Source organism: Streptomyces sp. NPDC049954, from assembly GCF_040656295.1.
Taxonomy (GTDB): Bacteria; Actinomycetota; Actinomycetes; order Streptomycetales; family Streptomycetaceae; genus Streptomyces.
The window spans coordinates 21,091-45,435 of the sequence record NZ_JBFALS010000017.1; the positions used below are offsets into that span (position 1 = coordinate 21,091).

The 24,345-nt window shown below is 71.8% G+C and carries 20 protein-coding genes; 14 read left to right on the forward strand and 6 right to left on the reverse strand.

What is annotated here, in order from left to right; translation table 11 throughout:
- Positions 1–10 precede the first annotated feature (10 nt).
- Positions 11–379 carry a WhiB family transcriptional regulator gene (locus AB0J21_RS29270; protein WP_363149164.1) on the reverse strand — a complete coding sequence of 123 codons (369 nt, stop codon included), beginning with the start codon at positions 377–379 and terminating at the stop codon, positions 11–13.
- A 162-nt stretch (positions 380–541) separates the two neighbouring features.
- Positions 542–1,213: a DUF1707 domain-containing protein gene (locus AB0J21_RS29275; RefSeq protein ID WP_363149165.1), complete on the reverse strand. Its 672-nt coding sequence runs from the start codon at positions 1,211–1,213 to the stop codon at positions 542–544.
- 274 nt (positions 1,214–1,487) lie between these two features.
- On the opposite strand from AB0J21_RS29275, the gene AB0J21_RS29280 reads away from it, so the two are divergent.
- The 6 genes from AB0J21_RS29280 (at position 1,488) to AB0J21_RS29305 (ending at position 10,351) form a co-directional block, all read left to right on the forward strand.
- Positions 1,488–3,155: a fumarate hydratase gene (locus tag AB0J21_RS29280; protein WP_363149166.1), complete on the forward strand. Its 1,668-nt coding sequence runs from the start codon at positions 1,488–1,490 to the stop codon at positions 3,153–3,155.
- Between the two features lie 199 nt (positions 3,156–3,354).
- A complete protein-coding gene (locus AB0J21_RS29285) occupies positions 3,355–4,755 on the forward strand; it encodes a class II fumarate hydratase (protein WP_363149167.1) in 1,401 nt (466 codons plus the stop codon).
- 104 nt (positions 4,756–4,859) lie between these two features.
- Positions 4,860–5,522: a DUF402 domain-containing protein gene (locus AB0J21_RS29290; protein WP_363149168.1), complete on the forward strand. Its 663-nt coding sequence runs from the start codon at positions 4,860–4,862 to the stop codon at positions 5,520–5,522.
- Positions 5,523–5,639: 117 nt separating this feature from the next.
- Positions 5,640–6,329 carry a class I SAM-dependent methyltransferase gene (locus AB0J21_RS29295; RefSeq protein WP_363149169.1) on the forward strand — a complete coding sequence of 230 codons (690 nt, stop codon included), beginning with the start codon at positions 5,640–5,642 and terminating at the stop codon, positions 6,327–6,329.
- 39 nt (positions 6,330–6,368) lie between these two features.
- A complete protein-coding gene (locus AB0J21_RS29300; RefSeq protein ID WP_363149170.1) occupies positions 6,369–8,456 on the forward strand; it encodes an ATP-binding SpoIIE family protein phosphatase in 2,088 nt (695 codons plus the stop codon).
- Between the two features lie 425 nt (positions 8,457–8,881).
- The gene (locus AB0J21_RS29305; RefSeq protein WP_363149171.1) at positions 8,882–10,351 is read left to right on the forward strand and encodes a catalase; all 1,470 of its coding nucleotides are present in this window, start codon (positions 8,882–8,884) and stop codon (positions 10,349–10,351) included.
- Positions 10,352–10,461: 110 nt separating this feature from the next.
- On the opposite strand, the gene AB0J21_RS29310 is transcribed toward AB0J21_RS29305, so the two are convergent.
- Positions 10,462–12,759 (reverse strand): transglycosylase domain-containing protein, encoded by a 2,298-nt coding sequence (locus AB0J21_RS29310; RefSeq protein ID WP_363149172.1) that lies wholly within the window; start codon positions 12,757–12,759, stop codon positions 10,462–10,464.
- 510 nt (positions 12,760–13,269) lie between these two features.
- On the opposite strand from AB0J21_RS29310, the gene AB0J21_RS29315 reads away from it, so the two are divergent.
- The 5 genes from AB0J21_RS29315 (at position 13,270) to AB0J21_RS29335 (ending at position 18,264) form a co-directional block, all read left to right on the forward strand.
- The gene (locus tag AB0J21_RS29315; protein WP_363149273.1) at positions 13,270–14,163 is read left to right on the forward strand and encodes an SPFH domain-containing protein; all 894 of its coding nucleotides are present in this window, start codon (positions 13,270–13,272) and stop codon (positions 14,161–14,163) included.
- 8 nt (positions 14,164–14,171) lie between these two features.
- Positions 14,172–14,477, forward strand: coding sequence for a hypothetical protein (locus AB0J21_RS29320; RefSeq protein WP_363149274.1), 306 nt, complete (start codon positions 14,172–14,174; stop codon positions 14,475–14,477).
- A gap of 153 nt (positions 14,478–14,630) precedes the next feature.
- Positions 14,631–15,155 carry a PadR family transcriptional regulator gene (locus AB0J21_RS29325; protein ID WP_363149173.1) on the forward strand — a complete coding sequence of 175 codons (525 nt, stop codon included), beginning with the start codon at positions 14,631–14,633 and terminating at the stop codon, positions 15,153–15,155.
- Positions 15,152–15,838, forward strand: coding sequence for an ABC transporter ATP-binding protein (locus tag AB0J21_RS29330; protein ID WP_363149174.1), 687 nt, complete (start codon positions 15,152–15,154; stop codon positions 15,836–15,838). The genes AB0J21_RS29325 and AB0J21_RS29330 overlap by 4 nt, the downstream gene beginning before the upstream one ends.
- Positions 15,835–18,264 (forward strand): FtsX-like permease family protein, encoded by a 2,430-nt coding sequence (locus AB0J21_RS29335; RefSeq protein WP_363149175.1) that lies wholly within the window; start codon positions 15,835–15,837, stop codon positions 18,262–18,264. The genes AB0J21_RS29330 and AB0J21_RS29335 overlap by 4 nt, the downstream gene beginning before the upstream one ends.
- A 123-nt stretch (positions 18,265–18,387) precedes the next feature.
- On the opposite strand, the gene AB0J21_RS29340 is transcribed toward AB0J21_RS29335, so the two are convergent.
- The gene (locus AB0J21_RS29340) at positions 18,388–19,152 is read right to left on the reverse strand and encodes a TetR family transcriptional regulator (protein WP_363149176.1); all 765 of its coding nucleotides are present in this window, start codon (positions 19,150–19,152) and stop codon (positions 18,388–18,390) included.
- A gap of 92 nt (positions 19,153–19,244) precedes the next feature.
- On the opposite strand from AB0J21_RS29340, the gene AB0J21_RS29345 reads away from it, so the two are divergent.
- Positions 19,245–20,399, forward strand: coding sequence for an acyl-CoA dehydrogenase family protein (locus tag AB0J21_RS29345; protein ID WP_363149177.1), 1,155 nt, complete (start codon positions 19,245–19,247; stop codon positions 20,397–20,399).
- Between the two features lie 28 nt (positions 20,400–20,427).
- Here the strand turns inward: AB0J21_RS29345 and AB0J21_RS29350 are convergent, their stop codons facing one another.
- Positions 20,428–21,387, reverse strand: a complete 960-nt coding sequence (locus AB0J21_RS29350) for a LysR substrate-binding domain-containing protein (RefSeq protein ID WP_363149178.1) — start codon at positions 21,385–21,387, stop codon at positions 20,428–20,430.
- Positions 21,388–21,702: 315 nt separating this feature from the next.
- On the opposite strand from AB0J21_RS29350, the gene AB0J21_RS29355 reads away from it, so the two are divergent.
- Both AB0J21_RS29355 and AB0J21_RS29360 read left to right on the forward strand, forming a co-directional pair.
- Complete coding sequence (locus AB0J21_RS29355; RefSeq protein ID WP_363149179.1) at positions 21,703–22,257, forward strand: peroxiredoxin; 555 nt, start codon at positions 21,703–21,705, stop codon at positions 22,255–22,257.
- 3 nt (positions 22,258–22,260) lie between these two features.
- Positions 22,261–22,794, forward strand: a complete 534-nt coding sequence (locus AB0J21_RS29360; RefSeq protein ID WP_363149180.1) for an alkyl hydroperoxide reductase — start codon at positions 22,261–22,263, stop codon at positions 22,792–22,794.
- A gap of 124 nt (positions 22,795–22,918) precedes the next feature.
- Here the strand turns inward: AB0J21_RS29360 and AB0J21_RS29365 are convergent, their stop codons facing one another.
- Positions 22,919–24,334: an AI-2E family transporter gene (locus AB0J21_RS29365; protein WP_363149181.1), complete on the reverse strand. Its 1,416-nt coding sequence runs from the start codon at positions 24,332–24,334 to the stop codon at positions 22,919–22,921.
- Positions 24,335–24,345 lie beyond the last annotated feature (11 nt).

Below are 24,345 nucleotides of genomic sequence, written 5' to 3' on the forward strand. Positions count from 1 at the left end.
CCGCGAGGGCTCAGCCCGCCGCCGCGACGTGCCGCGGGCTCTTGTTGATCTCCAGGTCCCGGCGCCTGCGGCGGGCCAGCAGGACGCGGCGCTCGGCCGCGGTCAGGCCGCCCCACACGCCGTACGGCTCGGGCTGCAGGAGCGCGTGTTCGCGGCACTCGACGCGGACCGGACAGGCCGCGCAGAGCCGCTTCGCGGCGTCCTCCCGGGACAGGCGCGCGGCCGTGGGCTCCTTGGAGGGCGCGAAGAAGAGTCCCGCCTCGTCGCGACGGCAGACGGCCTCCGTATGCCAGGGCGAGTCCTGATCTCGCTCCGGCACCGGTACCCGCTGCGCGGGTACTGCGGCTACCTGCAGGGACTGACGCGGCGAATGCAGCACGGTCTACTCCTGACGACGGCTTCGCGAGCGAGAGACGATGGAGCAAGCTCTACCCGCTGTACGCACGCCTATGCACTGAGTGCACCGAGTCCCCGCCGCGCGGCACGCGTCCCGGCCGCCGCGGCGGGCCCGTACGGAGCCGTCCGCCCCCTGGCCGCCCCCTCAATGCCCCAGGTGCTTGCGCAGATGCCGGGTGAGGTCGCGGACGATGCGGCCCCGCTTCGGCTTCGCCTCGATGTTGCCGAGGACGGCGAAGCCCTGGATGTGGACGACGGGGGCTCCCGGGTCGCGGGACTCCAGCGTGTCCACCTCGAAGTTGCCGAGGATTCCGCTGCCGCTGCCGCGCAGGCTCACGTTCTCCGGGACCCGGACCTCGACGTTGCCGAAGACCGAGACGGCGTGCACGACGACCTGCTGGTGCTCGAACAGGGCCTCGCTCAGGTCGATCTCGATGTTGCCGAACACCGAGTACGCGCTGATGCGGGCCGGGACGCGCCAGCGCCCCTTGCGCGTGGAGCTGGACAGGACGGCGACGAGGTTCTCCTCGGCGCCCGCGTAGCCGGCCGGGGCCTGCCGGGGCATGGGGCCCGCCGCGGGATGCCCGGCCCGGGGCAGGTCGGAGACGAGCGGCTCCAGCTCGGCGAGGGTCTTGGCGCGGTAGACCGCGTCGACGCGCTCGCCGTGTTCCTCGGCGGTGAGCCGGCCCTCGGCGAGGGCCTCGCGCAGGATGTCGGAGAACCGGTCCCGGTCGGCGTCCGAGGCCCGCAGGGCGGGCGGCGCCTGGGCGGGGGGCGCGGTGGTGGCGGGCGGCTGAGGGCGCTTTTCGAGGTCCACCGGCCCAGCGTACCCAAACGCGATAGATCGCGACCAGAGGCAGAGGCGGCGCTCTTCGAGGACGCCGGGAGGACTCCTGGCCCTTCACCTCCCCCCAGCAGCCCCCCAGCGGCCCCTCGCCTCGGCAGTCCCCCGGTCGTCCCGCCCGGCCCGCGCACTGAGCCTTACCTCACAGCCGCGCCGTCCGCCGCACGTTCTACGCTGAAAGGCGCTGCCAAGGCAGGCACGCCGGGCCGGAGGAGTGGCCCGCAGACCCACACGAGGAATGGCCACGATGCCGGAGTTCGCGTACACCGATCTGCTGCCTACGGGAGAGGACACGACGCCGTACCGGCTGGTGACCTCCGAGGGAGTGACGACCTTCGAGGCGGACGGGCGGACCTTCCTCAAGGTGGAGCCGGAGGCGCTGCGGACGCTGGCGGCCGAGGCCGTCCACGACATCCAGCACTATCTGCGTCCCGCGCACCTCGCGCAGCTGCGCCGCATCATCGACGACCCCGAGGCCTCCTCGAACGACAAGTTCGTGGCGCTGGACCTGCTGAAGAACGCGAACATCGCGGCGGCCGGGGTGCTCCCGATGTGCCAGGACACCGGTACCGCGATCGTCATGGGCAAGCGCGGCCAGAACGTGCTGACCGGCGGCGAGGACGAGAAGGCCCTCGCGCACGGTATCTACGACGCGTACACGAAGCTGAACCTGCGCTACTCGCAGATGGCGCCGCTGACCATGTGGGAGGAGAAGAACACCGGCTCCAACCTCCCGGCGCAGATCGAGCTGTACGCGACGGACGGCGGGGCCTACAAGTTCCTCTTCATGGCCAAGGGCGGCGGCTCGGCCAACAAGTCCTTCCTCTACCAGGAGACGAAGGCGGTCCTCAACGAGGGCTCGATGATGAAGTTCCTGGAGGAGAAGATCCGTTCGCTGGGTACGGCGGCCTGCCCGCCGTACCACCTGGCGATCGTGGTGGGCGGCACGAGCGCCGAGTTCGCGCTGAAGACCGCGAAGTACGCCTCGGCGCACTACCTGGACGAGCTGCCCGAGGAGGGCTCCCCGCTGGGCCACGGCTTCCGGGACAAGGAGCTGGAGGACAAGGTCTTCGAGCTGACCCAGAAGATCGGGATCGGCGCGCAGTTCGGCGGCAAGTACTTCTGCCACGACGTGCGCGTGGTGCGGCTGCCCCGGCACGGCGCCTCGTGCCCGGTCGCGATCGCGGTGTCCTGCTCCGCCGACCGGCAGGCCGTCGCGAAGATCACCGCCGAGGGCGTGTTCCTGGAGCAGCTGGAGACGGACCCGGCGCGGTTCCTGCCGGAGACGACCGAGGAGCACCTGGCCGAGGACGGCGAGGTCGTGCGGATCGACCTGAACCAGCCGATGGACGACATCCTCGCCGAGTTGTCGAAGCACCCGGTCAAGACGCGTCTTTCGCTGAGCGGCCCGCTGGTCGTGGCCCGCGACATCGCGCACGCGAAGCTCAAGGAGCGCCTGGACGCGGGCGAGGAGATCCCGCAGTACCTGAAGGACCACCCGGTGTACTACGCGGGCCCGGCGAAGACCCCCGAGGGCTACGCGTCCGGTTCCTTCGGCCCGACGACGGCGGGCCGCATGGACTCCTACGTCGAGCAGTTCCAGGCGGCGGGCGGCTCCAAGGTCATGCTCGCCAAGGGCAACCGCTCGAAGCAGGTCACGGACGCGTGCGCGACGCACGGCGGCTTCTACCTCGGCTCGATCGGCGGCCCGGCCGCCCGCCTGGCGCAGGACTGCATCAAGAAGGTCGAGGTCGTCGAGTACGAGGAGCTGGGCATGGAGGCGGTGTGGAAGATCGAGGTCGAGGACTTCCCGGCCTTCATCGTGGTCGACGACAAGGGCAACGACTTCTTCACCGAGCCGGCCCCCGCGCCCACCTTCACGTCGATCCCGGTGCGCGGTCCGGGCCTCGTCTGACCGCCGGGCGCGCGCCTGGCGCGCGCGTTCCCCGGCTCGCGCGGGCGCCTCGCGCCGTGTGATCCTCCGGCCGCCCCGGGACGCTGACGGAATAGCGTCCCGGGGCGGTTCGCTGCGTCCAGAGGGACCCTGGGGACATGCGGGGTACACCTTGATCGTCACGGACATCAGCGGGACGGCCTTCAGGAGGCAGGACGAGATGACGAGCACACCGGCGGACGAGTACCGCGTCGAGCACGACTCCATGGGCGAGGTGCGGGTGCCCGCGCACGCCAAGTGGCGGGCGCAGACGCAGCGGGCGGTGGAGAACTTCCCGGTGTCCGGTCAGCATCTGGAGCGGGCCCACATCCGGGCGCTGGCCCTGGTGAAGGGGGCCGCCGCGAAGGTCAACGCGGAGCTGGGCGTCCTGGACCCGGGCATCGCGCGGGCCATCCAGGAGGCGGCCGGGGAGGTCGCGGAGGGCCGCTGGGACGAGCACTTCCCGGTCGACGTGTTCCAGACCGGTTCGGGCACCTCGTCCAACATGAACACGAACGAGGTACTGGCGACCCTCGCGACCGAGCGGCTGGGCTCCCCGGTCCACCCCAACGACCACGTCAACGCCTCGCAGTCCTCCAACGACGTGTTCCCCTCCTCGATCCACATCGCGGCGACGGCGGCCGTCACCGAGGACCTGATCCCGGCCCTGGAGCACCTCGCGGCGGCGCTGGAGCGCAAGCGCGACCAGTTCGCGCAGGTCGTGAAGTCGGGCCGCACCCACCTCATGGACGCGACGCCGGTGACCCTGGGCCAGGAGTTCGGCGGGTACGCGGCGCAGGTGCGCTACGGCGTGGAGCGGCTGCGGGCCTCCCTGCCCCGGCTCGCCGAACTGCCGCTGGGCGGTACGGCGGTGGGCACCGGGATCAACACGCCGGCCGGGTTCTCGCCCGCGGTGATCGCGGAGGTCGCGCGGGTCACCGGCCTGCCGCTGACGGAGGCCCGCGACCACTTCGAGGCGCAGGGCGCGCGGGACGGGATCGTCGAGACCAGCGGGCAGTTGCGGACCATCGCCGGCGGCCTCACGAAGATCGCCAACGATCTGCGCTGGATGGCCTCGGGCCCGCGCACGGGTCTGGCCGAGATCGCGCTGCCGGACCTCCAGCCGGGTTCCTCGATCATGCCGGGCAAGGTCAACCCGGTGATCCCGGAGGCGGTGCTCCAGGTCGCGGTGCAGGTCGTGGGCAACGACGCGACGGTCGGGGCGGCGGGCGCGGCCGGCAACTTCGAGCTGAACGTGATGCTGCCGGTCATCGCGAAGAACGTCCTGGAGTCGGTGCGGCTGCTCGCGAACGTGTCGCGGCTGCTCGCCGACCGCACGGTCGACGGCACCACCGCGAACGTGGAGCGGGCCCGCGAGTACGCCGAGTCCTCCCCGTCCGTGGTGACGCCCCTCAACAAGTACATCGGCTACGAGGAGGCGGCGAAGGTCGCGAAGAAGTCCCTGGCCGAGCGCAGGACGATCCGCGAGGTCGTCCTGGAGTCGGGCTACGTGGAGCGCGGCGACCTCACCGTCGAGCAGCTGGACGAGGCCCTGGACGTCCTGAGCATGACGCACCCGTGAGCGGGCCCCTGCCGGGCGGGCGGGCCGGGTGGCCGCCCGCCCGGCGGCCCTCGCGGGGCGTCCCTGACGACGGGGCCCGCCGGACCCGGCCGTAAAATCCGCGCATGAGCCCACACGCCACCGGCCCCTGGCCGCCCGGCACCCAGATCCTGTGGCGCTACCGCGAGAACGGCGGCGAGCGCTTCCACATCTGCCGCCCCATGACGGTGGTTCAGGACACGGAGGAGCTGCTCGCGGCCTGGCTCGCGCCCGGCACGCGGTGCGTCAAGCCGGTGCTGGCGGACGGCACCCCCGTCCACCACGAGCCGCTGGCCACCCGGTACACGAAGCCGCGCGCGCTGGCGCACGACGAGTGGTACGGAATGGGTGTGCTGAAGGTGGCCCGTTGGGGTCAGCCCTGGTCGGTGTGGCTGTGGTGGGAGCAGGACTGGCGCTTCGCGCACTGGTACGTGAACCTGGAGGAACCGCGGGTGCGCTGGTCCGGCGGGGTGGATTCGCGGGATCACTTCCTGGACATCGACGTCTACCAGGACCGTACGTGGTGCTGGCGCGACGAGGACGAGTTCGCGCAGGCCGGGCAGGACGGGCTGATGGACGCCGCGCAGGCCGCCCGGGTGCGGGCGGCGGGGCGCGCGGCGGTCGCCGTGATCGAGGAGTGGGGCGCCCCGTTCCGGGACGCCTGGCAGGACTGGCGGCCCGATCCGCGCTGGCCGGTTCCCGCTCTTCCGGCCGACTGGGACCGCCTGCCCGAACGACTGACGGCATGAGACCCTTGCCCCGCCCCGGAGGTCGAAACGTAGGATCGTCCTCCGCGAGGCCGCCCGGTCCGGTGGCCTCGGCGCGGGACAACACCCGGTACGTGCACGGTGGTTGACAGAGTGTCAATGAGGGGCGGACGGTACGTGAGCGTGGGGTACGAGGGATACGGGGCCGGGGCACCGGACCGTACGGGTCAGGCCGAGGCGTTCGACGCCATCGGGCGGCACTACGACGCGGCCTTCCCGCACAAGGAGGGGCAGCTCGCCGCGGGTGCCTGGCTGTCCGGCGAACTGGCGGCGGGCTCCCGGATACTCGACGTCGGCTGCGGTACGGGGCTGCCCACGGCGGGCGCCCTCGTCGCGGACGGGCACGAGGTGACCGGTGTCGACCTGTCGCCGGGGATGGTCGGGCTGGCCCGCGCCAACGTGCCGGGCGGGACCTTCCTGCGGCGGGACGTGGCGGCGCTGCGCCCGGACGGCCCCGAGGGCCTCGGCCACTTCGACGGCATCACCTGTTTCTTCACGCTGCTGATGCTTCCGCGTACCGAGATCCCCTACGCTCTGTCCTCCCTGCGCTCCTTGCTGCGGCCCGGCGGGCTGCTGGCGCTGTCCATGGTCGAGGCCGACCTGGACGACGCGGGCATCCCGTTCCTCGGGCACGAGATCCGGGTATCCGGATATCTACGCGCCGAGCTGCGCCAAGTCGTGGGCGGGGCCGGTTTCGAGATCCTCGCCGAGGACTCGTACGCCTACGCCCCCGCCACCACCGACGCCCCACCCGAGTACCAGCTCTTCCTGAACTGCCGACGCGCCTGAGCGCGGGGCGCGCAGCCCGGACGGACGGATTCGAAACGCGTGACCGAGCATCCCACCTCCCCCGAGGGCCGGCAGCACAGTGGCCGCCGCCCCGAAGCCCCCGCCGACCCGCGCGGGGCGCTACTGCGCGCCGAGGCCCCCGAGGCCGCCGGGCCGGTCGCGCTGCCCGGCCAGAACAACGGCCCCGCCCCCGGCGGGGAGCGTGACACCGGGCCGGGCGAACCGCTGGGCCACACGAGGGACGGGGAGCCCGGCGGCGGCGCCGGGGAGGGAGCGCGCCCACGCGGCGAGCAGCCGCGGCAGTCCGACCCCGGGCTCGTTCCCGGGCTCGGCCTGGGGGTCGCCTCGACGGGCATGCGGGCGTTCACGGAGGACGAGAAAGCGCTGTCCTCCCCGCAGGCCCGGGAGCGGCGGGAGGGTGAGCGGCTGCGTTTCGTGGGCTCCGCGACCCGGCGGATCGCGCGCGGCATCGATCTCGACGAGATCGTGATGGGCCTGTGCCGGGCCACGGTGCCGACCTTCGCCGACGCGATCCTGGTGTACCTGCGCGATCCGCTGCCGGTGGGCGAGGAGCGGCCGAGCGGCCCGCTCGTGCTGCGGCTGCGGCGTACCGACCGCATCCCGGAGGGGCAGACCGACAGCGAGACGAGCGCGGTGACCGGTTCGCTGCTCCCGGCGGCGCCGACCGCCGAGGGCGGGGTGCGCGGCGCGGAGCTGTGCCGGGTCCGGGGCGGCGGGGCGCTGGCCGAGGTGCTGCGCGGGGTGCGCCCGGTGTTCGGCGGCTCGCCCGCCGCGCTCGCGGCGCTGCCCGAGCTGCTGGGCGAGGACGCGGTGCCCCCGCTGCTCGGCGAGGACGGGCAGCGGGCGATCCTCGCCCCGTTGCGCGGCCGGCGCCGGGTGATCGGCGCGGCCGTGTTCCTGCGCGGCCCGGACCGGGTGCCGTTCGCCGCGGACGATCTGCTGGTGACGGCGCAGCTGGCCACGCACAGCGCGCTCGGCATCGACAAGGCGGTGCTGTACGGCCGCGAGGCGTACATCGCGGACGAGTTGCAGCGGATGATGCTGCCGGAGACGCTGCCGAACCCGACCGGCGTACGGCTCGCGAGCCGGTACCTGCCGGCGGCGGAGACGGCGCGGGTGGGCGGCGACTGGTACGACGCGATCCCGCTGCCCGGCTCCCGGGTGGCGCTCGTCGTGGGCGACGTCATGGGCCACTCGATGACCTCGGCGGCGGTCATGGGCCAGCTGCGGACGACGGCGCAGACCCTCGCGGGCCTGGACCTGCCCCCGCAGGAGGTCCTGCACCATCTGGACGAGCAGGCGCAGCGGCTGGGCACGGACCGCATGGCGACCTGCGTGTACGCCGTGTACGACCCGGTCGCGCACCGCATCACCATCGCGAACGCGGGGCATCCGCCGCCCGTGCTGCTGCACCTGGGCGGCCACGCGGAGGTCCTGGACGTACCGTCGGGCGCGCCGATCGGGGTCGGCGGCGTCGACTTCGAGGCGGTCGAGCTGGACGCCCCGGCGGGCGCGACTCTGCTGCTGTACACGGACGGCCTCGTCGAGTCGCGGCTGCGCGACGTGTGGACCGGCATCGAGCAGTTGCGCGAGAAACTGGTGGCGACGGCCCGGCTGACGGGCGTGGACCACGCGCCGCCGCTGGAGGCCCTGTGCGACGAGGTCCTCGACATGCTGGGCCCGGGCGACCGGGACGACGACATCGCGCTGCTCGCCGCCCGCTTCGACGGGATCGCGCCCAGCGACGTCGCGTTCTGGTTCCTGGACGCCGAGCCGGCGGCGGTCGGCCGGGCCCGCCGGCTGGCCCGGGAGGCCCTGGAGCGCTGGGACCTGTCCGAGCACGTCGACACGGTGGAGCTGCTGGTCAGCGAGGTCGTGACGAACGCGGTGCGGTACGCCTCGCGGCCGGTGACCCTGCGCCTGCTGCGCACGGACGTGCTGCGCGTGGAGGTGGGCGACGACGTCCCCCAGCTCCCGAGGCTGCGCAACGCCCGCTCCACGGACGAGGGGGGCCGCGGCCTCTACCTGGTCAACCGCCTGGCCCGCCGCTGGGACGCCACCCGCCTGAGCACCGGAAAAGTCGTCTGGTTCGAACTGAACCTCTGACCCCGATCCCCCGATTCCCCGTTCCCCGCTCCCCGCTCCCCGACATCAGCCCATTTTCCAGCCCGTCCTGGGGGTCCCCCCGGACGAAGTCTGGGGGGCGATTGAGGACAAGGCCCGAAGGGCCGCACAGCCACGCCCCCCAGCATCAGCCCATTTCCAGCCCGTCCGGCGATTGAGGACGAGGCCCGAAGGGCCGCACAGCCACGCCCCCCAGCATCAGCCCATTTCCAGCCTGTCCGGCGCTTGAGGACGAGGCCCGAAGGGCCGATTACCCCCGCCCCCCAAGGGCACTCGACCCCCAGAGGCACGCCCACCACCCCGCGTAGCCGACACGCACTCCGTGTTGCCGACACGCACCCCGCCCAGTTGACTGACCTGGTGGACGAAGCGACCCGACCCCACCCCCACTGACCGGGAGGACGCTCGTGACCGAGGATGTGCGCAACCCGAAGGCCCCGTACACCACGAACAACGCCGGTATCCCCGTGGAGAGCGACGAGAACTCGCTGACCATCGGGCCGGACGGACCGATCCTGCTCCAGGACCACTACAACATCGAGAAGATGGCCCAGTTCAACCGGGAACGGGTCCCCGAGCGCGTCGTGCACGCCAAGGGCTCGGGCGCCTACGGGTTCTTCGAGGTGACCAACGACGTCAGCCAGTACACGAAGGCCGACCTGTTCCAGCCGGGCAAACGCACCGAGATGCTGGCGCGCTTCTCGACCGTCGCCGGGGAGCAGGGCTCGCCCGACACGTGGCGCGACCCGCGCGGTTTCGCGCTGAAGTTCTACACCGAGCAGGGCAACTACGACCTGGTCGGCAACAACACGCCCGTCTTCTTCGTCCGGGACACGATCAAGTTCCAGGACTTCATCCGCTCGCAGAAGCGGCATCCGCGCACGGGGCTGCGCTCCAACGACATGCAGTGGGACTTCTGGACCCTGTCCCCCGAGTCGGCGCACCAGGTGACGTACCTGATGGGCGACCGGGGCGTCCCGAAGACGTACCGCAACATGAACGGCTACGGCTCGCACACCTACATGTGGGTGAACGGCGCCGGGGAGCGGTTCTGGATCAAGTACCACTTCCACACCGACCAGGGCCTGGACTACCTGACCCAGGACGAGGCGGACGAGCTGGCCGGTCACGACGCGGACAAGCACCGCAGGGACCTGTTCGAGTCGATCGAGTCGGGCAACGCGCCGAGCTGGTCGCTGAAGGTCCAGGTCATGCCGTTCGAGGACGCGGCGGACTACCGGTTCAACCCCTTCGACCTGACGAAGGTGTGGCCGCACTCCGACTACCCGCTGATCGACGTGGGCCGGATGGTGCTCGACCGCAACCCCGAGGACTTCCACGTCCACATCGAGCAGGCCGCGTTCGAGCCCTCCAGCATGGTGCCCGGCATCGGCCCGTCCCCGGACAAGATGCTGCTGGGCCGGCTGTTCTCCTACCCGGACACGCACCGGTACCGGATCGGCCCGAACTACGCGCAGCTCCCGCCGAACCGCCCGCACTCCCCCGTCAACTCGTACGCGAAGGACGGGCCGATGCGGTACGTCCCGTCGAACACGGCGATGCCGTACGCCCCGAACTCGTACGGCGGTCCGGCGGCGGACGTCGGGCGTTTCGGGGACCCGGCGGGCTGGCACGCGGCCGGGGAGATGGTCCGGGAGGCGTACACACTGCGCCGGGAGGACGACGACTGGGGCCAGGCGGGCACGATGGTCCGCAAGGTCTTCGACGACGCGGCCCGCGACCGCTTCGTGGACAACGTGTCGGGTCACCTGCTTCAGGGCGTGACCCCGCCGGTGCTCGCGCGCGCCGTGCAGTACTGGCGCAACGTGGACAAGAACATCGGCGACCGGATCGCCGCGAAGGTCGGACAGCCCTGACGGGAGCGTCCGGCCGCACGGAAGGGGCCCCGGTTCCACGCGTCGAGCGCGCGGGCCGGGGCCCCTTCCGTGCCGTCGCCGTCGTCCTGACCGGCGATACGGGCGCGGCGCTACTGGTCGTCGCCGCCGCCGAACAACTGCGGCAGGTCGGGCTCGGGCGGCTGCGAGGGGCCCCCGGGGCTCTCCCCGTCGGGCGGCTGCGGCTGCGAGGGCGAGGCCGGCGAGGAGGGCTCGTCCGCGGACGGCGAGGGCGGCTCGGGCGTCTGCGAGGAGGGTGACGGAGACGGCGAGGACTCCGAGGGGGAGGGCGTCGGGCTCGACGAGGGCGAGTCCTGCGGCGAGGGCGACTGCGAGGGGCTCGGCTCCGGCGGCGGGGCGACGGCCGCGCCCATGTCGGTGTCGAGGTCGAACTCGCTGGGCGCGCCCAGGACGTCGAAGGTGTAGTCGGCCCAGATCTGCGCGGGGAACCCGCCACCGTTGACCCGGCCGCCCCCGCCGGCGCCGCTCACCGAGACCTGGCTGCCCTTCCGGAGCGTCTTGCCCTTGACCTCGCGGGGCCCGTCGGCCTCCCCGAAGACGCCGACGGAGGTCACGAGGTCGGGGGTGTAGCCGGTGAACCACGCCGACTTGTTGTCGTCGGAGGTGCCGGTCTTGCCCGCGACGGCCTGGCGGGAGTTGCGCACGGCGGCGCCCGTGCCGTCGTCGACCACCCCGGTGAGCACGGAGGTCACCGAGTCGGCGGCCTCGCGGCTTATCACCCGCTCGCCGATGGCGCTGGGCAGGTCCATGTCGGCGCCCTCGTGCTGCACGGACTTCAGGATCTGCGGGCTGACCTTGCGGCCGTGGTTGTCGAGCGTCGCGTACACGCCGGCCATCTGCAGGGGACTGGCGCCCATCGAGCCGAGGGTCTGCGCGGGCACCGCCTGGAGGTCCTTGGCGTCCATGCCGAGGGCGTCGGCGGTCTTGAGCACCTTGTCCATGCCGACGTCCACGCCCATCTGCGCGAACACCGAGTTGATGGACTTGTTCATGGCCTTCTGGACGGTGACGGGACCGTAGTCGACGTCGTCCTCGTTGGGCGGGGCGAACCCTATGCCGCTGCCCTTGACCGGCCGCCTGCTCGTGCCGTCGTAGATCGTGGACGCGGTGATCGGCTTTCCGTCCTGCGTGGTCGCCTCGTTCTGGAGGGCGGCCGCGAGGATGAGCGGCTTGAAGGTCGACGCCGCCTGGTAGTCGGCGCGGGTCGCGTTGGAGGTGTAGTGCTCCGGGTAGCCCGCGCCCCCGTACAGGGCGAGCACCTTGCCGTTCTTCGGGTTCACCGAGACGGCGCCGGCCTGCACGTCGGCGTCCACCTGCCGGGCCTTCGGGTCGAGCTTGGAGGTCAGCTGCCGCTTGACGGACGCCTCCAGCTGCTTCTGCTTCTTCCGGTCGATGTTGAGCGTGATCGTGTAACCGCCCGCCTCGACCTTGGCCTTGGCCTCGTCGTGCGAGAGCCCCTGGGTCTCCAGCCGGCGGATCAGCTCGTTCTGCGCGGCTTCCTTGAGGTAGCCGGCCTGGCCCTTGAGGCCCGGATCGGGCTTGGGGCCGTGCGGCACCGGGAACTTCAGCGAGGAGCGCTCGCCCGCGTCCAGCCAGTGCTTCTCGACCATGTTGTCGAGGACGTAGTTCCAGCGCTTGGTGACGAGTTCCTTGCCCAGCGGGGTGGCCGAGGACCAGTCGTACTGGCTGGGGGCCTGGAGCAGCGCCGCGAGGTAGGCGCCCTGCCCGACCTTGAGGTCCTCCGCGTCGACCCCGTAGTACGCCTGGGCGGCGGCCTGGATGCCGTAGGCGCCGCGGCCGTAGTAGCTCGTGTTGATGTACCCGGCGAGGATGTCGTCCTTCGAGTAACGCTGGTCCACCTTCAGAGAGATGACCAGTTCCTTGAGCTTGCGGCTGACCGTCTGGTCCTGGGTGAGGTAGTAGTTCTTCACGTACTGCTGGGTGATCGTCGATCCGCCCTGCTTGCCCTTGCCCGCGAGGGTGTTGAGCACTCCGCGCGCGGTGCCCTTCAGGTCGACGCCCTTGTCCGTGTAGAAGGACTTGTTCTCGGCGGCGACGAAGGTGTGCTGCACCGCCTTGGGGACCCGGTCCAGCCCGACGATCTCCCGGTTGCGCTCACCGGTCCTCGCCATGACCGTGCCGTCGCTGTACTTGTAGACGTTGCTCTGGATGCTCGCGTCCGCGTTGCCCTCGGGGACGTCGACGTAGAAGTACGCGCCGACCAGCCCGGCTATCCCCAGCAGGCACAGCCCGAAGAACGTGCCGAGGATCTTCTTCCAGGTGAACAGGCGGCGTATGCCGCCGCGCCGGGCGCCACCGGCCCCCCGGCCCGAGCGCTGACGCGCTCGTCTCTCCTCTGCTCGCCCCATGCTCGACGGCCCCGCTCCTCGTGGCCGCCGTGGCGGCCGTTGCTTCTGGTCAGCTCTCGGTCAGCGCTGAAAAGTCAGCTCTGAAAACTAACACCGCACCCTGGGACAAACGCCCGTCGATCCGGTCTTTTCCGGACGTGACAATGAGCACCCGGCCCTCGCCCGCCTCCTCCGCCCCACCCGTTCCCCGGCACTTCCCTGCGCGCACGCCCCTCTGCGCGCTTCCTACTGATTCCGACTCCTTCCGGGCGTGAACGGTTGCCGGAAAGGGTAAAGTGATATCACTTAGCTAGTGATGAGCGAGGCTTTCGGACAGCCGGGAGCCGTCGCGACGGCCCGGCTCCCGGCTCATGCCGCAGGCCGGGAACACACTGGTCGAGTACGCCGGAACCCACCGGACACGCACAGAACGGGGACGTCATGACCGAGCCGCACGAGACTCCGCCCACCACCCCCACCTCTCGCCCTTCCCCCTCCGCTCAGGACGCGGTCCCGGGGGACCTGCCCGAGATGCCGAAGCCGCGGGTGCGCGAGTTCACCGCACAGAGCATCGGCGGCGGGCTCGCCCTGCTGCTGGGGCTGATCGGCCTCGTCGTGGGTCTGGGCCTGGCGATCACCGCCTCCGCCTTCGACTCGACGGCGGTCAAGGCCGTACTCATCGCGGTCGGCATCCTGCTCGCGATCGGCTCCTGCTTCGCGATGGCCGGGCTCAACATGGTCGCCCCCGGCGAGGCCCGGGTGGTCCAGCTCTTCGGCCGCTACCGGGGCACGATCCGGGTGGACGGGCTGCGCTGGGTCAACCCGCTGACCTCGCGGCAGAAGATCTCCACCCGGGTGCGCAACCACGAGACGGCCGTCCTGAAGGTCAACGACGCGTACGGCAACCCGATCGAGCTGGCCGCCGTCGTGGTGTGGCGGGTCCAGGACACCGCGCAGGCCAGCTTCGAGGTGGACGACTTCCTGGAGTTCGTCTCGACCCAGACCGAGGCCGCCGTACGGCACATCGCGATCGAGTACCCGTACGACGCGCACGAGGAGGGCGGCCTGTCGCTGCGCGGGAACGCCGAGGAGATCACCGAGAAACTCGCGGTCGAGCTGCACGCACGGGTCGAGGCGGCGGGCGTCGAGATCATCGAGTCCCGGTTCACCCACCTCGCGTACGCCCCCGAGATCGCCTCGGCGATGCTCCAGCGCCAGCAGGCCGGGGCGGTCGTCGCGGCCCGGCGGCTCATCGTGGAGGGCGCGGTCGGCATGGTCGAGCAGGCCCTGGCCCGGATCACCTCGCAGGACATCGTGGAGCTGGACGAGGAGCGCAAGGCGGCCATGGTCAGCAACCTCCTGGTGGTGCTGTGCGGGGACCGCGCGGCCCAGCCCGTCGTGAACACGGGCACGCTCTACCAGTGACCGGACCCGTGACCGGACCGCCGGACCCGCCGGAACAGGAGCCGCAGCCCTCCCGGCGCCGGGCCCGGGCGGAGCGCAAGCAGGTGCTGCTGCGCCTCGACCCGCTCGTCCACGACGCGCTCGCCCGCTGGGCCGCCGACGAACTGCGCAGCGCCAACGCGCAGATCGAGTTCCTGCTGCGGCGCGCGCTCGCCGAGGCGGGCCGGCTGCCCGGATCGGCGGCCCCGATCGCCCGCCGGGGCCGCCCGCATCGGGAGCGGCCGGCGCCGGAGGGCGAGGCGGGGCGGACCCAGGACGAGGGCGACACCCTCTGACCCGGGACCGGCCGGGGCCCACCTTGGCCGACCACTCCCACGAGCACCGAACGCGCCGGTGACCTGCCGAAACGCGGGTCACCGGCGGCACTTTCCCCAGCTATGCACAGGACGTATACACGGCACGTATACGTCCTGTGTATAGTGCTCGCCATGTCCATTGGTCACACACTTCTCGGTCTCCTGGAGTCGGGGCCCCGCCACGGTTACGACCTGAAGCGCGTCTTCGACGAAAAGTTCGGGCACGACAAGCCGCTGCACTACGGCCAGGTCTACTCGACGATGTCCCGTCTGCTGAAGAACGGGCTCGTCGAGGTCGACGGCGTCGAGTCGGGGGAGGGCCCCGAACGCAAGCGGTACGCGATCACCGACGCCGGCGTCACCGACGTCCAGCAGTGGCTGGCCACTCCGGAGAAGCCGGAGCCGTATCTCCAGTCGACCCTGTACACCAAGGTCGTCCTCGCCCTGCTGACCGGCCGCGACGCGCGCGACGTCATGGACGTCCAGCGCGCGGAGCACCTGCGGCTGATGCGCTCGCTGACCGAGCGCAAGCGCTCCGGAGAGCTCGCGGACCAGCTGATCTGCGATCACGCGCTGTTCCACCTCGAAGCCGATCTGCGCTGGCTGGAGCTGGCCACCGCCCGTCTGGGCAAGCTCGCCCGGCAGGTGACCGGATGATCCCCGAGGGCTCGTTGCTCAGCGCGCAGGGCATACGCAAGACCTACGGCCGCACCCCGGCGCTGGACGGCGCCGACTTCTCGATCCACCCCGGCGAGGTCGTCGCCGTCATGGGCCCCTCGGGCTCGGGCAAGTCCACACTGCTGCACTGCCTCGCCGGGATCGTGCCGCCCGACGAGGGCCTGATCGTGTACGGCGGTGCCGAGCTGAGCGCGATGCCGGAGAGCCGGCGCAGCGCGCTGCGGCGCAGCGACTTCGGCTTCGTCTTCCAGTTCGGCCGGCTGGTGCCCGAGCTGACCTGCGTCGAGAACGTCGCGCTGCCGCTGCGGCTCAACGGCGTACGGCGCAAGGAGGCCGAGCAGCACGCGCTGAGCTGGATGGAGCGCCTGGAGGTGGCGGACCTGCGGGGCAGCCGTCCCGGGGAGGTCTCGGGCGGTCAGGGCCAGCGGGTCGCGGTGGCCCGGGCGCTCGTCACGAGCCCCCGGGTGCTGTTCGCCGACGAGCCGACGGGCGCCCTCGACTCCCTCAACGGGGAGCGCGTCATGGAGCTGCTGACGGAGGCCGCGCGCTCGACCGACGCGGCCGTGGTCCTCGTGACCCACGAGGCGCGGGTCGCGGCCTACTCGGACCGCGAGGTCGTCGTACGGGACGGCAAGTCCCGCGACATGGGGCAGTACGTATGAGCGCGCTCGACGAGCGGCCGGTGGCCGCCCCAGCGTCCCCGCCGCCGGGCCGCCCGCCGAAGGGTGTCGCCATGTGGGCCAGGGACCTGGCGATGGGTGTGCGGCTCGCCGTGGCGGGCGGCAGGGAGGGCTGGATCAGGGCCGCGCTGACGGCGCTCGGCGTGGGCCTGGGCGTCCTGCTGCTGCTCACCGCGTCCTGCGTGCCGACACTCAACGCGCGCCAGAGCGACCGGTGGCAGAGCCGCACCCCCCAGTACACGGAGGCGGCGGCCGCCGCGCACGATCCCCGCGCCTTCCGGGTGGGGGACGGGAGCAGCGAGTTCCGGGACCGCACGATCGGCGGCTACGTCGTCCGCAAGGTGGGCCGGGACGCCCCCGCGCCCCGGGGCACGGACCGCTTCCCCGGGCCCGGCGAGATGTTCGTCTCCCCCGCCCTGCACGAGCTGCTCGCCGACAAGGGGAACGCGTCGCTGCGGAAGCGGTTCGCCCCGTACAAGGAGGCCGGGACGATCGGCCCCTCGGGCCTGGAGCAGCCGCACGAGCTGTTCGTGTACCTCGACCCCGGCGCGCGGGCGGACGCCCCCTACCGCAACACCCTCCTGTACGCGCACGCCTGGGCGAAGAACAAGGCCCAGGAGTCGGACCCGCTGGACCCGGTGCTGCTGGCGCTGATCATCATGATCTGCGTGGTGCTGCTGACGCCCGTCCTGATCTTCATCGGTACGGCGGTGCGCTTCGGCGGGGAGGGGCGCGACCGCCGGCTCGCCGCGCTGCGGCTGATCGGCGCGGACATCGCGACGACCCGGCGGACCGCCGCCGGGGAAGCGCTGTTCGGTTCGCTGCTGGGCCTGGTCCTGGGGGGCGGTCTGTTCCTGGGCGCGCGTCAGGTGGCCCCGCACTTCTCCGTCAGCCGGTTCAGCGCGTACCCGGGAGACCTGACGCCGGTGGTCTGGATCGCCGTCCTGGTGTGCCTCGCGGTGCCGGTGTCGGCGGTCGTCGTGACGCTGCTCTCGCTGCGCGCGGTGGCGATCGAGCCGCTGGGCGTGGTGCGGGACGCGGTCCCGCGCGGGCGCCGGCTGTGGTGGCGGCTGGTGATCGCCGTGCTCGGGATCGCCGTGCTGCTGTCGGACCAGCGGCTGCGGTCCACACCCGAGGAGCGGGCCGACCAGGCGATCGACCCGTACCGGCTGGGCGGCGGTGCGGCGCTCACCCTTCTCGGGCTGGCCCTGCTGCTCCCGTGGCTCGTCGAGTACGTGGTGCGCACGGCGCGCGGGGGCCCGGTCCCGTGGCAGCTCGCGGTCCGCAGGCTCCAGTTGAGCAGCGGTACGGCGGCCCGCGCGGTCAGCGGGATCACCGTCGCGGTGGCCGGGGCGGTGGCCCTCCAGATGCTGCTGCTCGCGACGAACGCGGACTTCCAGAAGGTCACCGGCGAGGACGTGGGCCGGGCCGGTATGGGCGCGTACTCCCAGGTCGCCGACGTGGACCTGTCGCGCAGGCTCACCAGCGACCTGTCCCGGCTCCCCGCCGTGGAGAAGGTCATGAGTTCGGTGACCGGCTCCGCCCACCGGCCGGGGGCCGACATGAACGCGGACCGGATCCAGACCGTGTTCCTGACCATCGGCGACTGCGCGACGCTCAAGGAGATGGCCCGGATCGGGCGCTGCGCGGAGGGCGACGCCTTCCGCGTGTTCATGCCGGACGACAAGGAGTACGACAAGGACACGAGGGCCCTGTCGCGGCCCGGGCAGCGGCTCGACCTCGACTCCGGCGGCGAGCACCCGCGGCTGTGGACCGTGCCGGGGCACCTGACGGACACGGTGGCCCGCAAGGACCCGGGCGGCGACCTGACGGGCGGCCTGTACCTGACCCCGTCGGCGATCAACACCAAGGTGCTGGACGCCGGGTCCGGTACGACCACCACGATCCAGCTCGACGACTCGGTGCCGGGCGCGGCGGACCTCGTGCGCGACGCGGTCTTCCAGGTCGATCCCACGATGCGGGTCTGGGCCTTCAGCACGACCGAACAGGACTCGGTCTACACGAGCGTCCGGCACGGTCTCCAGGTGGGCGCCGTCGTCACGATGATCATGATCGCGGCCTCGCTGTTCGTGACGATGATCGAGCAACTGCGGGAGCGCAGGCGCCTGCTCGCGGCCCTGACGGCCTTCGGCACCAGGCGCTCCTCGCTGGCCTGGTCGCTGCTGTGGCAGACGGCGATCCCGATGACACTGGGCCTCGCGCTCGCCACGGTCGGCGGTCTGGGGCTGGGCGCGGCGCTGGTCCGGCTGCTCGGCAAGGAGGTGACCGGCTGGTTCGTCTTCCTGCCGATGGTGGGCGTGGGCGCGGCCCTGATCCTGTCCGTGACGCTGCTGAGCCTGCCGGTGCTGTGGCGGATGATGCGCGCGGACGGGCTGCGCACGGAGTGAGCGGCTGAGCCGTGTGGAACGGAGCGGGGAACTCGGTACCTCTTGATCGCTCGGATCAGGGGACTGAGTTCCCCGCTCCGTGTCCGGGTCACGCTCCTGGGCTCGTCCACCTTCCCGGGCTCGTCACTCTCCCGGGCGCTCCTCCCGCCAGGCCTCCTCCAGTCGCTGGACGACCTGCCACATCGGGGCGTCGCGGCGGGCGACGAGGACGACGGTCTCCTCGCTGCCGCTCCAGGTGCGGCGGACGAGGTCGAGGGCCCGGTCCACCCCGGTGACGGCGTCGCCCCGGCCGCCCGAGCGCAGCCAGGCGCGCAGCCCGTGGTTGTGCGCGGCGACGACGCTCGCGGCGATCACGTGGGCCCGCACCCCGCCCTCGGGAACGCCCGCGAACCGGCGCTCCAGGTAGCCGGCGATGGCCCGCTCGTAGCGCCACACCATGGACAGCTCGTAGGACTTGAGCGCGGGCACCTTGCGGGTGAGGGCGTAGCGCCGGACGGAGAACTCGGCGTCCCGGGCGTACATGCGGGTCACCAGGAGCGCCGCCCCGCAGACCCGGCCGACCGGGTCGGGGGCCAGAAGCTCCTCCTCCAGGTACGCGTTCATGTCGGCGAGCACCCGCTCGTGGTCGGGGAAGACGACCTCCTCCTTCGTCGGGAAGTACCGGAAGAAGGAGCGCCGGCCGACCCCGGCGCGGCGCACGACGTCGTCGACGGTGGCCCCGTCGTAGCCGCGCTCGGCGAACAGGTCGAAGGCCGCCGCCACCAGCAGTTCACGGATGGGCGCCTTCTCCTGCCGCTCCCCCGGCGCCGGCGCGGGCCCGGGTCGCGCGGGCCCGTCCCCGGACGCCCGCGCCGCGTCGCCGGCCGGTCTGTCGCGCTGCTCACTCATGCCACGAACATACCGGCCTTCCCGACCCATGGCACTTGGTGCCATGATGGAGGGAACTCCATACCTTCCGCACCGACCTTGATGAGATGCTGATGTCTGATTCCGACTTCGATCTGTACCGTCCGGCGGAGGAGCACGACATGCTCCGGGAGACGGTCCGTGCGCTGGCCGAGGCGAAGATCGCCCCGTTCGCGGCCGAGGTGGACGAGCAGGGCCGTTTCCCGCAGGAGGCGCGGGACGCGCTGACCGCCGCCGACCTGCACGCCGTGCACGTGCCCGAGTCCTACGGCGGTGCGGGCGCCGACGCGCTGGCCACCGTCATCGTGATCGAGGAGGTCGCCCGCGTGTGCGCCTCCTCCTCGCTGATCCCGGCCGTCAACAAACTCGGCTCCCTGCCCGTGATCCTCTCCGGCTCCGAGGAACTGAAGGCGAAGTACCTGGGCCCCCTGGCCCGGGGCGAGGCCATGTTCTCCTACGCCCTGTCCGAACCCGACGCCGGCTCGGACGCCGCGGGCATGAAGACCAAAGCCGTACGCGAGGGCGACACCTGGGTGCTCAACGGCGTCAAGCGCTGGATCACCAACGCCGGGGTCTCCGACTACTACACCGTCATGGCCGTCACCGACCCCACCCAGCGCTCCCGGGGCATCTCCGCGTTCGTCGTGGAGAAGAGCGACGAGGGCGTCTCCTTCGGCGCCCCGGAGAAGAAGCTCGGCATCAAGGGCTCCCCGACCCGCGAGGTCTACCTCGACAACGTGCGCATCCCCGCCGACCGCATGATCGGCGCCGAGGGCACCGGCTTCGCCACCGCGATGAAGACCCTCGACCACACCCGCATCACCATCGCCGCCCAGGCCCTGGGCATCGCACAAGGCGCACTGGACTACGCCAAGGGCTACGTGCGGGAGCGCAAGCAGTTCGGCAAGCCGGTCGGTGACTTCCAGGGCGTGCAGTTCATGCTCGCCGACATGGCCATGAAACTGGAGGCCGCCCGCCAGCTCACCTACGCCGCCGCCGCCAAGTCCGAGCGTGTGGACGGGGACCTGACCTTCTTCGGGGCCGCCGCCAAGTGCTACGCCTCCGACGCCGCGATGGACATCACCACCGACGCCGTCCAGCTCCTGGGCGGCTACGGCTACACCCGCGACTACCCCGTCGAACGCATGATGCGCGACGCCAAGATCACCCAGATCTACGAGGGCACCAACCAGGTCCAGCGCATCGTCATGGCCCGCAACCTGCCGTAAGCACCACCGCCGTCCGGCCCTGTGCCGCTCAGCCCACTATCCGCACCGGCTGGGGGCGCAGGGCCTCGCGCAGCCCCTCGGCGAGCGCGGCGAACTCCTCGCTCCGCGCCGTCCCGGAGCGCATCACGAGGCCGATCCGGCGGCCCGGGGCCGGGTCGGCGAAGTACCCGGTGAGCAGCTGGTCACTGCGCGCCGTCTCCAACTGGACGGCGGTGCGCGGCAGAAGGGTCACCCCGAGGCCCCCCGCGACGAGCTGGACGAGCGTGGAGAGCCCCGCCGCCGTCGTCGTGACCGGTCCCCTGTCCTGTCCGGCCTCCCGGCACACGTCGAGGGCCTGGTCACGCAGGCAGTGCCCCTCGTCGAGGAGCAGCAGGGGCAGTTCCCGCAGCGCCTCGCGCGGCAGCCCCTCCCGTCCGCCCAGCCAGTGACCGCGCGGGGTGACCAGGACGAAGTCCTCGTCGAAGAGCGGCAGTTCGGTGAAGCCCGGCCCGGCCACCGGGATCGCGAGCAGCAGCAGGTCGAGGCGTCCGGCGCCGAGCCCCTCCAGCAGCGAGGAGGTCTGCTCCTCGTGCACCTGGAGGTCGAGGTCCGGATAGCGCCCCGCGGCCAGTCGCAGCACGGCCGGCAGGAGATACGGCGCGACCGTCGGTATGACGCCCAGCCGCAGCGCCCCGGTGAACGGCGCGCGCACGGCGTCGGCCTCCTCCAGCAGGGCGGAGACCCCGGAGAGCACCTCCCGGGCGCGGGCGGCGAGCCGCTCACCGGCCGGGGACAGCAGCACCTTGCGGGTCGTGCGTTCCAGGAGGGTGACGCCGAGGACCTCCTCCAGCGCGGAGACCGCCCCCGACAGCGCGGGCTGGCTCATCCCGATCGCCGCGGCGGCGTCCCGGAAGTGCAGATGGTCCGCGACGGCGGCGAAGGCCCGCAACTGGGCGAGGCTCGGCTGTCGCCTGCGGTGTCCCGCGGCGAGGGCTGGTCCCGTACTCACTGGTGCGCGTTCCGTATCGGTGGGGGCTGAGGCCGATTAATCGGCCGGGCCGATTAATACCGCCCGATTCTAACCGGTACGCACGATCAATCCCGCGCCCTCACCCCGCGCACCCGCCCCGTACACCCCGTGTCCGGGCCCCGCGCCCGCGCCGGGTCGGGCGCGGGCGGCGCTCCGGCAACGCGGGGCGATAAGCAAACTCAATCAATGACACCACCGCCCCTGATTTCCGTGATCAATGACCTCCGTGCGAAGGTGGGCGCAGCCCAACCTCTACGTAAGCCTCTTAAGGGGCATACGACGTCAAGGAGTGCAATGCTGACCGTCGGTGACCAGTTCCCGTCCTACGACCTCACCGCGTGCGTCTCGCTCGAAAAGGGCAAGGAGTTCGAGCAGATCAACCACAAGTCCTACGAGGGCAAGTGGCGCGTGCTGTTCTTCTGGCCGAAGGACTTCACCTTCGTGTGCCCGACCGAGATCGCGGCCTTCGGCAAGCTGAACGACGAGTTCGCCGACCGTGACGCGCAGATCCTCGGCGCCTCCGGCGACTCCGAGTTCGTGCACCACGCCTGGCGCAAGGACCACCCGGACCTGACCGAGCTGCCGTTCCCGATGCTCGCGGACTCCAAGCACGACCTGATGCGCGAGTGCGGCGTCGAGGGCGAGGACGGCTTCGCCCAGCGCGCCGTCTTCATCATCGACCCGAACAACGAGATCCAGTTCACGATGGTGACCGCCGGTTCCGTGGGCCGTAACCCCAAGGAGGTCCTGCGGGTCCTCGACGCCCTCCAGACGGACGAGCTGTGCCCGTGCAACTGGAAGTCCGGCGAGGAGACCCTCGACCCGGTCGCGCTGCTGGCCGGTGAGTGACCCATGGCCCTCGACGAACTGAAGTCCGCCGTACCGGACTACGCCAAGGACCTGAAGCTGAACCTCGGTTCGGTCATCGGTAACTCCGACCTGCCCGAGCAGCAGCTGTGGGGCACCGTCCTGGCCTGCGCGATCGCCTCGCGCTCGCCGAAGGTGCTGCGCGAGCTGGAGCCGGCCGCCCGGGAGAAGCTGTCGGCCGAGGCGTACACCGCAGCCAAGTCCGCCGCGGCGATCATGGCGATGAACAACGTCTTCTACCGCACCCGTCACCTGCTCTCAGACCCGGAGTACGGGAACCTGCGGGCCGGTCTGCGGATGAACGTCATCGGCAACCCGGGCGTGGAGAAGACCGACTTCGAGCTGTGGTGCCTCGCGGTCTCCGCGATCAACGGCTGCGGCCAGTGCCTCGACTCGCACGAGCAGGTGCTGCGCAAGGCCGGCGTCGAGCGGGAGACCATCCAGGAGGCCGTCAAGGTCGCCTCGGTGATCCAGGCCGTGGGCGTGACCCTCGACTCCGAGGACGTCCTGGCCGGCTGAGCCCCGCCCCCCGCGTGGCCCGCGCGATTCGCGCGACGACCGCGGGAACCCGTCACACCGAGAGAGCCCCGGACACCTGGTCCGGGGCTCTCTCGGTGTGCGCGTCCGCTCCTGGGCCGCCGCCTCAGCCCGGCTCGGCCGGCGGGGCCGGCTCGGGCGCGGTGTCCTGCTGCGGCTCCTGCGCGGTCTGCGGCTCCTGGGACGGCGGCTGGGACCGCTCGGCGGCCGGGGTCGCCGCCACCGCCTGCGGCGGCACCCCGCCCCCGGCGTCCGCGGGCGTGGGGTGCGCCTCCCTCGCGTACTTGCGCAGATAGCCGACGACCGTGTTGAGGACGGCGACGAGCGGTACGGCGACGACGGCTCCGCCGATGCCCGCGACCATGCTGCCCGCCGCGACGGACAGCACCACGGCCAGCGGGTGCACCCGCACCGCGCGGCCCAGGATGAAGGGCTGGAGGATGTGGCCCTCGATCTGCTGCACGGCGAGCACCACGACGAGCGTCATGAGCGCGGCGAACACGCCCTGCGTCACCAGCGCCACGACCACGGCCAGCGCTCCGGAGACCACCGCGCCGACCAGCGGGATGAACGAGAACAGGAAGATGAAGACGGCCAGCGGCACCGCCATCGGCACGTGCAGGAAGTAGATTCCTATGCCGATGAAGACGGCGTCGATGAACGCCACGATCACCGTGCCGCGCACATAGGCGGTGAGGGTGTGCCAGGCGCGCGGCCCCGCCCCCGCGACCCCCGGACGGGCGGCGGCGGGCACGAGCTTGAGGCACCAGGCCCAGATCCGCTTGCCGTCGTAGAGCAGGAACAGCGTGGAGAAGGCGGCGAGCAGGATGCCGGTGAGCGCCTCGACGACGACGGTCACGCCCTCGATCCCGGCGGAGGTCAGCGACTCGGTGTTGCTGCCGATCGCCTCCCGCAGGCTCTTGGCGATGTCGTTGATCTGGTCCTCGGTCACATGGAACGGGCTGTCGAGCAGCCAGCGCCGCAACTCCTCGATCCCGTCCTGCACCTGGTCCGAGAGGTTGTCGATGTTCTCCATCACCTGCCAGACCACGAACCAGCCGACCAGCCCGATGACGATGAAGCCGAGCAGCGCGGTCAGCGCGGTGGCGAACCCCCGGGGCACCCCCTTGCGGGTGAGCAGGGCGACGGTGGGCTGGAGCAGCGCCGTGATGAGCAGCGCGGCGACGAAGGCGAGCACGACCAGCTGGACCGCGCTGATGACCTTCATCAGGACCCAGACGGTCGCCGCGAGCACGAGCAGCCGCCAGCCGGCCTCGGCGGCGACCCGCACGCCCCAGGGCACGGCGGCGGACGGATCGGGGCGGGCCCGCACGGCGGGCGCGTAGTCGGGCGGCGGCGGCACCTGGGCGGTCGTGGCGACCACGGCGTGGCCGGGTGGCGGAGGAACGTTTCCGTCCTCGTCCTCGGCTTGCTGCGCCGCGGCGCGTCTCTCGTCCAGTTGCTTACCTATGTGCGTGATGCGGTCACCGAAGTGACCGAGCCAGGCCGGCGGTTTTGGCATGTCGTCCCTGT

Coding starts and splice junctions, on each gene's coding strand:
- AB0J21_RS29280 (WP_363149166.1), top strand. CDS start 1,488: ATGCCGGAGTTCGCGTACACCGATCTGCTGCCTACGGGAGAGGACACG.
- AB0J21_RS29285 (WP_363149167.1), top strand. CDS start 3,355: ATGACGAGCACACCGGCGGACGAGTACCGCGTCGAGCACGACTCCATG.
- AB0J21_RS29290 (WP_363149168.1), top strand. CDS start 4,860: ATGAGCCCACACGCCACCGGCCCCTGGCCGCCCGGCACCCAGATCCTG.
- AB0J21_RS29295 (WP_363149169.1), top strand. CDS start 5,640: ATGAGGGGCGGACGGTACGTGAGCGTGGGGTACGAGGGATACGGGGCC.
- AB0J21_RS29310 (WP_363149172.1), bottom strand. CDS start 12,759: ATGGGGCGAGCAGAGGAGAGACGAGCGCGTCAGCGCTCGGGCCGGGGG.
- AB0J21_RS29315 (WP_363149273.1), top strand. CDS start 13,270: ATGCCGAAGCCGCGGGTGCGCGAGTTCACCGCACAGAGCATCGGCGGC.
- AB0J21_RS29325 (WP_363149173.1), top strand. CDS start 14,631: ATGTCCATTGGTCACACACTTCTCGGTCTCCTGGAGTCGGGGCCCCGC.
- AB0J21_RS29330 (WP_363149174.1), top strand. CDS start 15,152: ATGATCCCCGAGGGCTCGTTGCTCAGCGCGCAGGGCATACGCAAGACC.
- AB0J21_RS29335 (WP_363149175.1), top strand. CDS start 15,835: ATGAGCGCGCTCGACGAGCGGCCGGTGGCCGCCCCAGCGTCCCCGCCG.
- AB0J21_RS29340 (WP_363149176.1), bottom strand. CDS start 19,152: ATGAGTGAGCAGCGCGACAGACCGGCCGGCGACGCGGCGCGGGCGTCC.
- AB0J21_RS29345 (WP_363149177.1), top strand. CDS start 19,245: ATGTCTGATTCCGACTTCGATCTGTACCGTCCGGCGGAGGAGCACGAC.
- AB0J21_RS29355 (WP_363149179.1), top strand. CDS start 21,703: ATGCTGACCGTCGGTGACCAGTTCCCGTCCTACGACCTCACCGCGTGC.
- AB0J21_RS29360 (WP_363149180.1), top strand. CDS start 22,261: ATGGCCCTCGACGAACTGAAGTCCGCCGTACCGGACTACGCCAAGGAC.
- AB0J21_RS29365 (WP_363149181.1), bottom strand. CDS start 24,334: ATGCCAAAACCGCCGGCCTGGCTCGGTCACTTCGGTGACCGCATCACG.